Origin of the sequence: Rhodovarius lipocyclicus (assembly GCF_009900765.1) — a bacterium.
GTDB classification, from domain to species: domain Bacteria; phylum Pseudomonadota; class Alphaproteobacteria; order Acetobacterales; family Acetobacteraceae; genus Rhodovarius; species Rhodovarius lipocyclicus.
In genome coordinates, this window is the sequence record NZ_JAAABL010000014.1 from 66427 (window position 1) to 80364 (window position 13938).

The following is a 13938-nucleotide window of genomic DNA, read 5'->3' on the forward strand; positions in this document are numbered from 1 at the left end:
GACCAGCGGCGCCCGAACACAGCGAAGCATATATGCCAGGGCCTGGGATTGACGAGAGTCAAACCGGAACGGGGCCGATATGAAAACGGCGCCCTGCCGGGGGGCAGGGCGCCGTGAGAAGAGCCGGAGGCAGCCGGGCCTATTCCGCCGGCGTGGCCGGGGCGGCGGGCACCGCCCCGCGCCCGCGGCTGAACCGCCGGGCCAGCCCCTCGAAGCCCAGATACAGCACTGGCGTCACGAACAGCGTCAGCACCTGGGACACCGCGAGGCCGCCGACCACCGCCAAGCCCAGCGGCTGGCGCAGCTCGGCCGCGGCACCCCAGCCGGCCGCGATGGGCACCGCGCCCGCCGCCGCCGCCAGGGTGGTCATCAGGATGGGCCGGAACCGCACGATGCAGGCATGGCGCACGGATTCCAGCGGCGCGTGGCCCTCGCGCTGCATGTGCAGCGCCACGTCCACGATCATGATGGCGTTCTTCTTCACCAGCCCGATCAGCAGCAGCGTGCCGATCACGGCGATCACCGACAGGTCCATGCCGAACAGCCACAGCGTGGCGAAGGCACCGAGCCCCGCCGCCGGCAGGCCCGACAGGATGGTCAGCGGGTGCACCAGGCTTTCGTACAGCACGCCCAGCACGACATAGACGATCAGCACGGCGGCCAGCACCAGCCAGCCCTGGCCCGCCAGCGCCTGCTGGAACACCTGGGCGGAACCGGCGAAGCCCGTGACGATGGTGGGCGGCAGGCCGATCTCGCGCTCCACGGCGCGGATGGCGTTCACCGCGTCACCCAGCGCCACGCCCGGGGGGGTGTTGAAGCCGATGGTCACCGCCGGCAACTGCCCCTGATGCGCGACCGAGAGCGGGCCGGAGCGCCGCTCGATGCTCGCCAGCGCCGAGAGCGGTACCAGCCGGGTGGTCGTGCCGGTGGCGGTCGTGGCGCTCGTCCCGGTGGCCAGCGCCGTCGTGCTGCCGGTCGAACCACCGGCGACGCCAGTGGGCGTGACCGTCGCGCGCAGATACAGCTTGGCCAGCCCCGTCTCGTCCCGCTGATCCTCGGGCAAGGCCTCCAGGATCACGGGATAGGCGTTGGCCTGGCCATAGATGGTGGAGATCTGCCGCGCGCCGAAGGCGGAATACAGCGCCTGCCGCACCTGGTCGATCGACACGCCGGCGGCCGTGGCGCGGTCGCGGTTCACATTCACCACCACCACCGGGCTGTCCAGCTGCAGGTCGGTGTTCACGTCCTGCAATTGCGGCACGCGGGACAGCGCCTGTTCCAGCCTGGGCGCCCAGTCGTACAGCTCATCCAGCCTGAGGCCCTGCAAGGTGTACAGGTACAGCGTGCGGGACTGCCGGGCACCGAAATTGATGTTCTGGATCGGCTGCATGAACACGCGCAGGCCGGGGATGGAGCTTGTCTCCCGCCGCAGGGTCTGGATCACGGTCTGGATATTGGGGCGCTGGCCGTTGGGCTTCAGCTCCACGAACAGGCGGCCCTGGTTGATGGAGATGCTGCCGCCCACCGCGCCCAGGTTGGACACCACGGTGTTCACATAGGGGCTGCGTTGCAGGATCTCGGTCAGGCGGCCCTGCATCTCGCTCATCGCGGCGATGGAGCTGCCGCGCGGGCCCTCGGTGTTCACCTGCAGCAGGCCGGTGTCCTCGATGGGGAAGAAGCCCTTGGGGATCACCACGGCGAACCAGCCGGCCGCGACCAGGGAGGCGAAGAACAGCGCCCAGATGATCAGCCGGAAGCGCAACGCCAAGTCCAGCAACCAGATATAGCTTTTCTCGATGGCGACGAAGCCGCCTTCCAGCACCCGGTCCAGCATGCCCGGCGGGCCGTGATGGGCCTTGATCCGGCTGCTCATCAGCGGCGTCAGCGTGAGGGAGACGGCGCAGGAGGCGATGACCGCCAGCGTCACGGTGGCGGCGAAGGCGTTGAACACGCGCCCCACCACGCCGCCCATCAGCAGGATGGGCATGAACACCGCGATCAGCGAGACGGTGATGGAGACGACGGTGAAGCCCACCTCCTTCGCGCCGCGCACGGCGGCGGTCATGGGCGGCACGCCTTCCTCGATATGGCGCATGATGGCTTCGAGCACGACGATCGCGTCATCCACCACCAGGCCGACCGCGATGGTCAGGCCCAGCAGCGTCACGTTGTCGATGCCATAGCCCATGGCGTACATCAGCCCGAAGGTGATGCAGAGGCTGATCGGCACCGCCACGGTGGGGATCAGCGTGGCCGAGAGGCGGCGCAGGAACAGGAAGCACACCAGCACCACCAGCCCGATGGCGATCAGCAGGCTTTCCTGCACATCGTGCACCGCGGCGCGGATGGACAGGCTGCGGTCCAGCATCACGCCGATCTCGGCCCCCGGCGGCAAGGCGGCCTGCAGGGCGGGGATGCTGGCGCGCACGCCATCCACCACATCCACCGTGTTGGCGTCCGGTTGGCGCAGCACGGCCAGCACCAGGGCGCGCTGGTTGCCGCGCCAGCTGGCCAGGCGCTCGTTCTGCACGCCGTCGGCGACACTCGCGATTTCGTTCAGCCGCACCGGGGCGTTGGCGCGGCCGGCCACGATCAGGTTGCCGAATTCCTGCGCGTTCTGCGGCTGGTCATTGGCGCGCAGCGTCAATTGCTGGCGCGCGCCGGTCAGCAGGCCGACGGGCGTGTTGGAGTTGGCGGCGATGATGGACTGGCCCACCGTGTCGAAGGCCAGGCCCATGGCCGCGATGCGGTCCGGGTCCAGCCGCACGCGCACGGCATAGATCTGCTCGCCGAACACCTGCACCTGCGCCACGCCCTGCACGCGCGACAGGGCGGGGGCGATGATGGTGCTCGCCACGTCCTGCAACCGGTACAGGGGGGTGTCGCCACCGGTCAGCGTCATCAGCAGCACCGGGGCATCCGCCGGGTTCACCTTGCGGTAGCTGGGCGGGGTGGTCATCTCGATCGGCAGGCGCCGCTGGGCGCGGGTCAGCGCCGCCTGCACATCCTGCGCCGCGCTGTCGATGTTGCGGCCCAGCTGGAATTGCAGCGTCAGGTTCAGCGTATCCTGGCCGGAGACGCTGGACATGCTGTCCAGGCCCGCGATGGTCGAGAATTCGCGTTCCAGCGGCAGGGCGACGGAGGTGGCCATGGTCTCCGGTGAGGCGCCGGGGAAGTTGGCGAAGACCGAGATGACGGGGAAGTCCACGCGCGGCACGGCGGCCACCGGCAGGCGGGTATAGGCCACGATCCCCGCGACCACCGCCGCGATGGACAGCAGCCAGGTCATCACCGGCCGCTTGATGCAGAGCTCGCTGATATGCATGGGTTTAGCGCTCCGTCACCTGGGATACGCGTTGCCCCTGCTGGCCGCGTTCCACCACGCGGCCGCCATCGACCACGCGCTGGGCGCCGTCCACGATCACGCTTTCGCCGTCCCGCAGCTCACCGGTGACCACGGCGCGGTCGCCGTTGACGCGCACCAGCTCCACCGCGCGGCGGCGGGCCACGCCCTGCTCCGCCACGAAGACGAAGCGGCCCTGCTGGCCGGTCTGCACCGCGGCGGAGGGCACGGTGATGGCGTTGCGGCTGACGCCGGCGGCCACCGAGACCTGCACATACTGGCCGGGCCACAGCCGGGCATTGCTGTTCTCGAACCGGCCCTTCAGGGCGATGGTGCCGGTGGTGGTGTCCACCTGGCTGTCCACGAACACGATCTCACCCCGGCTGGGCGGGCCGGCGTCGCCTTCCATACGGACCAGCACGGCGGGGTTGCCGCCGGCGGCCTGGGTGGCGCGGATCATCGGCAGCCAGCGCTCGGGGATGCTGAACTGCACCAGGATGGGGTTGATCTGGGTGATGCTGCCCAGCGCCACGTTTTCCGCCTGGCGCACGAAATTGCCCACGCGCAGCGGCAGGGCGCCCAGCTGGCCGTCGGCCTCCGCCACGATCTGGGCGAATTCGATGCTCAGCCGCGTCTGCTGGATCAGCGCCTGGGTGGCCAGCACGGTGGCGGCGGCGGCGGCGGCATCGGCCTGGGCCTGCTCGAAGCGCTGCTGGCTGGCGAAGCTTTCGCCCCGCAGGGACTGGTAGCGCACGGCATCGGCCTGGGCGCGGGTGGCGCTGGCGCGGTCGCGCATCAGCTGCGCTTCCTGCTGGGCCAGCAGCGCCTGGTTCAGCCGGGCATCCAGGGTGAACAGCGGCTGCCCGCGCCGGACGAACTGGCCTTCCTGCACATGCACCTGCGTGATCTGACCATCCACCCGGGGGCGGATGGTCACCACGCTCTCGCTCTGCACCACGCCGTTGGAGGCGACATTGATCGGCACGTCGCCCACCACCACGCGGTCGGTGGTGATGGCGGTGGGGGGCGCGCCGCCGCCGCCGCCCGGTGCCCCTTGCGCATGCAGCCCGGCTGGCGCCAGGGCCAGCATGGCGGGCAGCGCGGCACCCAGCAGCAGAGTCTTACGCAGCATCATCACACGCAGCATCCGAACGCCCCGCACTTTGTCAGACACAATTGATTTACCGTGCCATGGAAGTTCGACCAGGGCGAATCTTTCCCGGTTTCACTTCGTAAAGGGCGAGTGCAACTCCTTTGCATCTCGGCGGCGCAGCATCCGGCACTTCCTGCATAGGGGCCGCGCAAATCACTTCATCGTTTCGCGCGATGTGGCATGCTGCAAGCCATTGTATCATGTAAGAATTGATGATCGGGAGGGCGCGGATGCGGCGCTTCGCAATGGCTATCCTGCTGGCCGGCCTCGCGCTGGCCGGCTTCCTGCCCCTGGCCGGCGCACTGGCGCAGCAGCCGCCCGAACTGCCGGGCCTGGCCAATGATTCCGAGCGTTATCAGGCGGACCTGGCCCGCCGCTTCCCGGCGGGCGGCACCCCCCAGCAGCGTACCGCCGCCGAGAACCGCGCCACCGCCGCCGAGCGCGCCAGCAACTGGCCCAACGCCGCCGCCGCCTGGGAAGAGCGAATCGGCATGGGCGATTTCCGCCCCGAGCACGCGATGGGCCTGGCGCGCGCCCAGCTGGCCCGCACCCCGCCCGAGAACGCCCGCGCATTGCAGGCCGCCTGGCTCGCCTTCATGCTGGTGCCCGCCGGGCCGCCGGAAATTCCCTCTCTGCTGCTGATGGCCGACGCGCTGCGCCGGCTGGACCGCGTGCCCGAACAACTGCGCGTGCTGCAGGCCGTGGTGGAGCGCGCGCCGCGCGATCAGCGCTATCGCACCATGCTGGCCGATGCCACCCGCGCCGCCGGCCTGCTGGTCCGCAGCGTGACGCTGAACGCGGAGGCCGAGCCCCCCACCGCCTGCATCGCCTTCACCGCCCCCCTGTCGGAGCGCAACGACTGGCGCCCCGCCGACTGGCTGCGCGCCGAACCCGCCCTGCCGGACATCGCCGTGACGCGGGAGGGGCAGACCCTGTGCGTCGCCGGCCTGCCGCATGGCCGCCAGACGCGGCTGGTGCTGCGCGCCGGCCTGCCGGGGGCGCAGGATCTGCGCCTGGCGCGCGACACGCCGGTGCCGGTTTCCATGCCGAACCGCGCGCCGCGCATCGGCTTCGATGCCTCCCGTTTCATCCTGCCGCGTGGCCAGCAGGCCCGGGTGGGGGTGGGCACGGTGAACCTCTCGGCCCTGCATTTGCGGGTGCTGCGGGTGGGCGAACGCGCCCTGGTGCCCGCCCAGCGTTACCAGACCGGCCTCGCGGACCTCGATTCCTATGAGGTCGATGCGATGGCGGAAAATCATGGCCGGGTGATCTGGGAAGGCCGGGCCGAACTGCCCGCCCTGGTGCCCAACACCACCCAGCGCGTGGTCCTGCCCCTGCCGGAGGTTCTGCGCGGCGCGGGCCCGGGCCTGTATCTGCTGATGGCGCGGCCGGGCGATGGGTCCAGCCGCGACGTTTCCGCCGGGTTGCCGGTCTTCGTCACCGATCTGGGCCTGACCGCCTGGCGCAGCCCGCAGGGGCTGGCGGTGCAGGCGCGCGGCCTGCAATCCGGCCGGCCGCTGCCCGGGGTGAAGCTGTCGCTGCTGGCGCGCAACAATGATGTGCTGGCCGAGGCCGAGAGCGACGCCGATGGCGTGGTGCGCTTCGCCGCCCCCCTGCTGCGCGGCACCGGTGCCGCCGCCCCCATGGGGGTGCATGGCGCGCTGGGCGATGATCTGGTGGCGCTGTCGCTGGACGCCGCCTCCTTCGACCTGTCGGACCGCGGGGCCTCCGGCCGGGCGCATCCGGGCCCGCTCGATGTCTTTATATATAGTGAGCGCGGAATCTATCGCCCCGGCGAGGTGATCCAGGCCACCGCCCTGCTGCGGGATGCGGCGGGCGTGCCGCAGGACCTGCCGGTGCGGCTGCGGCTGCGCCGCCCCAATGGCCAGGTCGCGGCCGAAGCCGTCCCCCCGCGTGAGGCGGGGGGGGCGATCTTCTGGTCCGCCCCCCTGCCCAGCGGCGCCCCCGCCGGGCTGTGGAAGCTGGAGGCGGTCACCGACCCCGACCTGCCCCCCCTGGCCAGCCTGGACATCCGCGTGGATGCCTTCATCCCCGAGCGGCTGGATGTCGCCATCGCCGACCCCGGCCCGATGACCATCGGCCAGCCGTTGCAGGTGCCGGTCACGGCGCGCTTCCTGTATGGCGCGCCGGCCGAGGGGCTGGGCGGCAGCGCGGAGGTGAGCTTCACCGCCGACCGTTCCCCCTTCCCGCAATGGCGCGGCTTCGAATTCGGCCTGACCGAGGAGATCTTCGAGCCGCCCTTCAACAGCATGCCCCTGCCGCCCACCGACGCGCAGGGCCGCACCGTGCTGGAGGTGAGCCTCGCCAGCCTGCCGGATACGACGCGGCCGCTGACGGCGCGCATCGATATCTCGGTCGAGGAACCGGGCGGGCGGGCCACGCGCGGTTCCGTCACCGTGCCGGTGCGCCCGCGCGGCCGGCTGATCGGCATCCGCCCCGTCTTCCAGGGCGGCGCGGTGAATGAGGGGCAGGAAGCGGCTTTCGACATCCTGGCCCTGAACGCCGAGCTGGCGCCCGTCGCGGCACCGCTCGGCTGGCGGCTGCTGCGGGAGGTGCCGGAATGGCGCATGACCAGCGGCGAGGGCACGCCGCGCTACGCCATCACCTGGCGTTCCGAACCCGTGGAGGCCGGCCGGATCGAAACCCGCGCCGAGCCCGTGCGCCTGGCCCGCAGCCTGCCCTTCGGCCGCTACCGGCTGGAGGTGCAGGAGCCTGGGGGGCTGGGCATTTCCTCCCTCCGCTTCCGCAGCGGCTGGGCGATCTCGCTGGATGCCGGTGAGGCACCGGACAAGGTGGACGTGGCCAGCGACCGCGCGGCCTATGCCCCGGGCGAGACCGCGCGCATCCGCATCACCCCGCCCTTCGCCGGCATCGCCAGCGTGGCGGTGCTGACGGACCGGCTGCTGTCCATCCGCGACGTGGCGGTGCCGGCCGGCGGCACGGAGGTGGAGGTGCCCGTCGATGCCGCCTGGGGCGCGGGCGCGCATGTGGCCGTAACCGTCTTCCGCCCCGGCGAGACGCGGGAGGGCCAGCCCGCCCGCGCGCTGGGCCTGACCTGGCTGCAGATCGACCCCGCCAGCCGCGCGCTGCAGGTGGCGATCGAGGGCCCCGAGCGCATCACCCCGCGCCAGCGCATCACGCTGCCAGTGCGCGTGGCCGGGGCAGGGGGGGTGGCACACCTGACCCTGGCCGCGGTGGATGAGGGCATCCTGCGCCTGACGCGCTTCGCCTCGCCCGATCCGCTGGCGCATTTCACCGGCCGGCGGCGGCTGGGCGTGGATATCCGCGACGATTACGGCCGGCTGATCCCCCCGCCCGAGGGGAACCTCGCCACCCTGCGCCAGGGCGGCGACGATATGGGCGATCTCGGCACCATCCCCATCCCGCAGCGCAATGTGGTGCTGTTCAGCGGGCTGGTGGCCACCAATGCCGACGGGCTGGCCCAGGTCACGCTCGACGTGCCGGATTTCGCGGGTGAGCTGCGGCTGATGGCCGTGGCCTGGGCGGGCAGCCGTGTCGGTTCCGCCAGCCGCCCGCTGACCGTGCGTGACCCGGTGGTGGCCGAGGCGGTGCTGCCGCGCTTCCTGGCCCCGGGCGATGAGGCCCGGCTGCCGGTGCTGCTGCACAATCTGGACCTGCCGGCGGGCGAGGTGACCGCCACCCTGACCGCCGAGGGCGCCATCGCCCTGGTGGGCGAGACCCGGGTCACGGCCAGCCTGGCCAATGGCGCGCGCCATCGCGCCGCCGCCACCCTGCGCGCCACCGCCCCCGGCGAGGGCGTGCTGCGCCTGGCCGTGACTGGCCCGCAAGGTTTCTCGGTGACGCGCGAGTCCCGCATCGTCATCCGCTCCTCCCGCCCCATCGTCACGGAAGTGGCAGGGCAGGAGATCCCGCCCGGGCAGGACCGCCCGCTGGCCCTGCCGGCGGAGCGTTTCCTGGCGGGCTGGCGTGCCTCCGCGCGGTTCGGCGGGCCGGTGCGCTATGACGTGCCCGGCATGCTGCGCGCGCTGGAGGCCTTCCCGCTCGACTGCACGGAACAGGCGGGCTCGCGCGTGCTGGGCCTGGCCTCGGTCGGCGAATGGGGGGGCGAGGACCGCGCCGCCCGGTTGCAGACCGCCGTGAACAGCGTGCTGAACCGCCAGCGCTATGATGGTGCCTTCGCCCTGTGGTCCGCCCAGGGCGAGGGCCGCCCCTGGCTGACCGCCTATGCGACGGAGGCCCTGCTGCGCGCCCGCGCCGCCGGTGCCGCCGTGCCCGACGCGGCGCTGAACGCCGTGTTGCAGAACCTGGAGGAAGCGCTGGAGGACGCCTTCGAGGAAAACCCCGAGGGCTTCGCCACCCAGGCCTATCGTCTGCATGCCCTGGCCATGGGCGGGCGGGTGCGCCTCGGCGCCGCGCGGCGCCTGCTGGAACGGCTGGAGGATCTGCCCACCCCGCTGGCCCGTGCCCAGCTGGGCGCCACCTTCGCGCGCGGCGGCGACGTGGCGCGGGCGGAGGTGGCCTTCAACGCCGCCCTCGCCGCCCCGGCCCGGCGCTTCTGGCTGGCCGATTATGGCTCCGCCGCGCGCGATGCCATGGCGGTGACGGTGCTGCTGGCCGAAAGCGGCGTGCTGCCGGCCCGGCTGGCCGAGGCGCGGTCCCGCCTGCCGGGCGCGGAATTCCGCCCCGACGGCACCAGCACGCAGGAACGCGGCTGGGCGCTGCTGGCGGCCCAGGTGCTGGGCCGTGACGGCCGCACCCCCGCCATCGCCCTGAACGGCGCGGCGCAACCCGCGAGCGGCCCGGTACTGACCGTGCCGCTGACGGGGGCGGCCACCGCCCGCAACACGGGCGGCGCGCCGGTCTGGGCGGCCGTTTCGATCACCGGCATCCCCGCCGCGCCCCAGCCCGCGGCGCGCAACGGCTTGCGCGTCGCCCGGCGCTTCTTCGCGCTGGATGGCACCGCGCTGAACCTCGACACCCTGCGCTCCGGCACGGATTTCATCATCCAGATCGAAGCACGGGCCGAAACCGGCCAGGCCCATGACGCCATGCTGCAACAGGGCCTGCCCGCCGGGTGGGAGCTGGTGACGCGCCTGCCCGCCGGCGACGTGCCCGGCATGGGCTGGGTCGGCACGCTGTCGGAAGCGGTGGCGGCGCCGGCGCTGGATGACCGGCTGGCGGCCGCGATCAGCCTGAGCCAGGGCGAGCCGCTGGCACGCCTGGCCTGGCGGGTGCGGGCGACCACGCCCGGGCGGTACGAACTGCCGGGGGCGGATGTCAGCGACATGTACCGGCCGGAGTTCTTCGCGCGGCAGAATACGGGGCGGGTGGTGGTGGGGGATTGAGGGCTCCGCCCTCAAACTCCGGCTCGGGGGGAAATGACTTTCCCCCCGAGAACCCCCCATTACTTTCCATCAGTTTCGGGACAGCACCTGGGGCTGCGAAGGTTTTTTCGATAAAATATACAATAATATCAATTATTTAAAACTATTCGCAGGGGGCTGGGGAGATCTTATCTCCCCAGCGGAGGGGTCCGGGGAGGCAGAGCCTCCCTGGTCGCCCTTCTCAATCCAGCACTTCCAGCCCATCCCCCAGAAAGACGGTCCCGTCTTCCAGCACCTCGGCATGCACGCCCAGGTCCTTGTGGCCATAGTGCTGGAACAGCAGGTCCGGCACTTCGCAGTCCCGTTCCCCGGTTTCCAGGTTCACCTTGGTGGCGGGGCAGCGCACGGTGGTCTTGAACACGCGCAGCTTGGCGCCGCCCAGTTGCAGGGTCTTGCCCACCCATTCCATCTCCGCCCAGGCGGGCAGGCCCGAGAAATAGATGTTCGCGCGGAAGCGCAGCAGGTCCAGCTTGCGGCCGATCTTCGCCTCGAAATCGCGCAGGCTGGCGATGTTGATCAGGGAGATGCCCTTCTTCACCTGGTCGGTGAAGGCGTGGCCCGGCACGTCATGGAAGCGGGGGGTGCCGCGCGCTTCCTCGCCCAGGAAGCGGGTGAGCCATTCGCCCAGCGCCGCGCGCCCGGCCTCGGTCGTCGGGTCCGCGGCCAGGGGTTCCAGGCCGGGGGCGGCCAACGCCAATTCATTGGCCACGGGGTCGAAGACGGAGCGCACCAGCACCACCTTGGGGTGGGCCATCATGCAGGCGAAGTTCTGCTTGGGCACGAAGCGGGGGTTCGCCGGGTCGAAGGGCGCATCGCCCTGGGCCAGGGCGAAGCGGCGATCGTGGGGGATGGTCTGCCCCACCGTCAGTGGGGCGCTTTCCAGTGCCTCGGCCGTCAGGCCCTTCACGGGAAAACGATAGATGTGTTCGACCTGCATCAATGCCCTCTTGAACGTCCCTGGGTAGAATGCCCACCATATAGGCATTCCAGCGGCCTGCCAGTCGCCGATACGGGTCTGGCTCGCCGGTTGCCAAGCTAGGGACCGAGCCATGGACATTGAGAAATTCACCGAACGCGCACGCGGCTTTCTGCAGGCCGCGCAGACCATCGCCATCCGCGAATACCACCAGCGCATCACGCCGGAGCATCTGCTGAAGGCGATGCTGGATGACCCGCAGGGGGCCGCCGCCGGCCTGCTGCGCCAGGCGAAGGGCGACCCGGCCGCGGTGCTGCGCGCGGTGGAGGCCGATCTGGCCAAGATCCCCGCCGTGCAGGGCGGCGGCTCGGGCGATGCGCAGATCAGCCAGGAGCTGGTGCGCGTGCTGGATGCCGCGCAGCAGGCCGCGACCAAGGCCGGCGACGCCTATGTGGCGCAGGACCGGCTGCTGCTGGCGCTGGTGATGAGCGACACGCCGGCGGGCCGCGCCGTGCGCGCCGCGGGCATCACCCCCCAGGCGCTGGAAGCCGCGATCGCCGAGACCCGCAAGGGCCGCCGCGTGGACAGCGCTGGCGCCGAGGACAATTTCGACGCGCTGAAGAAATTCGCCCGCGACATCACCCAGGCCGCGCGCGACGGCAAGCTGGACCCGGTGATCGGCCGCGACGAGGAGATCCGCCGCACCATCCAGGTGCTGGCGCGCCGCACCAAGAACAACCCGGTGCTGATTGGCGAACCCGGCGTGGGCAAGACCGCGATCGTGGAGGGGCTGGCCCTGCGCGTGGTGAAGGGCGACGTGCCGGAGGCGTTGCGCAACAAGCGCGTGATGGCGCTCGACCTGGGCGCGCTGGTGGCTGGCGCCAAATACCGGGGTGAGTTCGAGGAGCGGCTGAAGGGCATCCTGAAGGAGGTCGAGGACGCGGCCGGGGATGTGATCCTGTTCATCGACGAGATGCACACGCTGGTGGGCGCGGGCAAGGCGGATGGCGCGATGGACGCCTCCAACCTGCTGAAGCCGGCGCTGGCGCGTGGCGAGCTGCACTGCATCGGCGCCACCACGCTGGATGAATACCGCAAGCATGTGGAGAAGGACGCGGCCCTGGCCCGTCGTTTCCAGCCCGTGTTCGTGGGCGAGCCGAGCGTGGAGGACACCGTCTCCATCCTGCGCGGCATCAAGGAGAAGTATGAGCTGCACCATGGGGTGCGCATCGCGGACAGCGCGCTGGTCGCCGCCGCGAACCTGTCCAACCGCTACATCACCGACCGCTTCCTGCCGGACAAGGCCATCGACCTGATGGATGAGGCCGCGAGCCGCCTGCGCATGCAGGTGGACAGCAAGCCCGAGGAGCTGGACGAGCTGGACCGGCGCGTGCTGCAGCTGAAGATCGAGCGCGAGGCGCTGAAGAAGGAGGAGGACACGGCCTCCCGCGACCGGCTGGTGAAGCTGGAGCGTGAGCTGTCCGAGCTGGAGGAGAAGGCCGCGACGATGGCCGCGGCCTGGAGCGAGGAGAAGGGCAGGCTCTCCCAGGGGCAGAAGCTGAAGGAGCAGCTGGACCAGGCCCGCACCGAGCAGGAGCTGGCCGAGCGGCGGGGCGACCTGAACAAGGCGGCCGAGCTGCGCTACGCCACCATCCCGCAGCTGGAGAAGCAGTTGGCGGAGGCCGCGACCACCGGCGGCGCCCTGGTGAACCAGGCGGTGACGGAGGAGAGCATCGCGGCGGTTGTCAGCCGCTGGACCGGCATCCCGGTGGAAAAGATGCTGGAGGGCGAGCGCGCCAAGCTGCTGGGCATGGAAGCCAAGCTGCGCCAGCGCGTGGTGGGGCAGGAGGAGGCGCTGGAAGCGGTCGCCAAGGCCGTGCGCCGTGCCCGCGCCGGGTTGCAGGACCCGCACCGGCCGATCGGCAGCTTCCTGTTCCTGGGCCCGACCGGCGTGGGCAAGACCGAGCTGGTGAAGGCTGTCGCCGAATTCCTGTTCGACGACGAGCGGGCGCTGACGCGCATCGACATGAGCGAGTTCATGGAGAAGCACGCCGTCAGCCGCCTGATCGGCGCCCCCCCGGGCTATGTCGGGTATGAGGAAGGCGGCACGCTGACCGAGGCGGTGCGGCGCAGGCCCTATCAGGTCGTGCTGTTCGACGAGGTGGAGAAGGCGCACGAGGATGTCTTCAACGTGCTGCTGCAGGTGCTGGACGACGGCCGCCTGACCGATGGCCAGGGCCGCACGGTGGATTTCCGCAACTGCATCATCGTGCTGACCAGCAACCTCGGCGCCCAGGCGCTGTCGGAGCTGCCGGACGGCCATGATGTGGAGGAAGCGCGCCCGGCGGTGATGCGGGCGGTGCGGGACCGGTTCCGGCCGGAATTCCTGAACCGGCTGGATGAGATCGTGCTGTTCAGCCGCCTGCAGCGGGAGAGCATGGCCTCCATTGTCGATATCCAGCTGAAGCGCCTGCGCGCCCTGCTGGCCGACAAGCAGATCAGCCTGGAGCTGGAGCCGGCGGCCAGGGAATGGCTGGCGGAGGCTGGCTATGACCCGGTCTATGGTGCGCGGCCGCTGAAGCGGGTGATTCAGCGCAGCCTGCAGGACAAGCTGGCCGAATTGCTGCTGGAAGGCGGCGTGAAGGACGGCGAAACCGTGCTGGTGGGCGCCGATGCCGAGGGGCTGACCCTGCGGGTGCGGCAGATCGAGGCGCAGGCCGCGGCCTGAGCCAAGGCCGGAAATGGCGGGAAACCGCCATTTCCGGGGTTAAGGGCGCCGAGTCATGGCAATGACGTGACTCGACAGAAACCCGGAGGCCTGCGTCAAGAGCGGGACGCCCGGGTGGGTCCCATGCAGTTTCTGCATGCGAATGGGGTTTACAGTTTGGCGTCAGGCCAATATACCCCCGTTCACCGACGCGGTGCTCACCAACAACGAGCGCCACGGTGGTTCCCCGGCCCCTCCGAAAGGGTGCCTGGTTCGGTGGCGAAAGCCGCTGGGTCGGGTGGGCCGGTTGTTGATTTAAAACTGTATCTGTTTTGAGAAGTCTGCGTTTTTGAGCGCTGATGTTCTTGGTGTTGGCTGGATGCGTGGCTGGCGCTGGCGGCTTTGAGCTGTTGGTGTTGGTTATGTTGATGG

At 70.7% G+C, this 13938-nt stretch carries 5 protein-coding genes; 2 read left to right on the forward strand and 3 right to left on the reverse strand.

The features are described 5' to 3' along the window. Positions 1-139: 139 nt before the first annotated feature. The gene (locus tag GT007_RS11920) at positions 140-3325 is read right to left on the reverse strand and encodes an efflux RND transporter permease subunit (protein ID WP_160121833.1); all 3186 of its coding nucleotides are present in this window, start codon (positions 3323-3325) and stop codon (positions 140-142) included. Positions 3326-3329: 4 nt separating this feature from the next. Continuing rightward, the gene (locus tag GT007_RS11925; protein WP_236571632.1) at positions 3330-4478 is read right to left on the reverse strand and encodes an efflux RND transporter periplasmic adaptor subunit; all 1149 of its coding nucleotides are present in this window, start codon (positions 4476-4478) and stop codon (positions 3330-3332) included. Positions 4479-4726: 248 nt separating this feature from the next. On the opposite strand from GT007_RS11925, the gene GT007_RS11930 reads away from it, so the two are divergent. After that, positions 4727-9844, forward strand: coding sequence for an alpha-2-macroglobulin family protein (locus GT007_RS11930; RefSeq protein WP_160121834.1), 5118 nt, complete (start codon positions 4727-4729; stop codon positions 9842-9844). Between the two features lie 220 nt (positions 9845-10064). Here GT007_RS11930 and GT007_RS11935 read toward each other — a convergent pair whose 3' ends face one another. Further along, a complete protein-coding gene (locus GT007_RS11935; RefSeq protein ID WP_160121835.1) occupies positions 10065-10820 on the reverse strand; it encodes an MOSC domain-containing protein in 756 nt (251 codons plus the stop codon). Between the two features lie 112 nt (positions 10821-10932). On the opposite strand from GT007_RS11935, the gene clpB reads away from it, so the two are divergent. Further along, entirely contained in the window at positions 10933-13527 is a 2595-nt protein-coding gene (clpB, locus tag GT007_RS11940) for an ATP-dependent chaperone ClpB (RefSeq protein WP_160121836.1), read from the forward strand. The last annotated feature ends 411 nt before the right edge of the window (positions 13528-13938 follow it).

What these genes read in the sequence shown, in the direction of transcription:
- GT007_RS11920 (WP_160121833.1), bottom strand. Translation starts at nt 3,325, where the DNA reads ATGCATATCAGCGAGCTCTGCATCAAGCGGCCGGTGATGACCTGGCTG.
- GT007_RS11925 (WP_236571632.1), bottom strand. Translation starts at nt 4,478, where the DNA reads ATGATGCTGCGTAAGACTCTGCTGCTGGGTGCCGCGCTGCCCGCCATG.
- GT007_RS11930 (WP_160121834.1), top strand. Translation starts at nt 4,727, where the DNA reads ATGCGGCGCTTCGCAATGGCTATCCTGCTGGCCGGCCTCGCGCTGGCC.
- GT007_RS11935 (WP_160121835.1), bottom strand. Translation starts at nt 10,820, where the DNA reads ATGCAGGTCGAACACATCTATCGTTTTCCCGTGAAGGGCCTGACGGCC.
- clpB (WP_160121836.1), top strand. Translation starts at nt 10,933, where the DNA reads ATGGACATTGAGAAATTCACCGAACGCGCACGCGGCTTTCTGCAGGCC.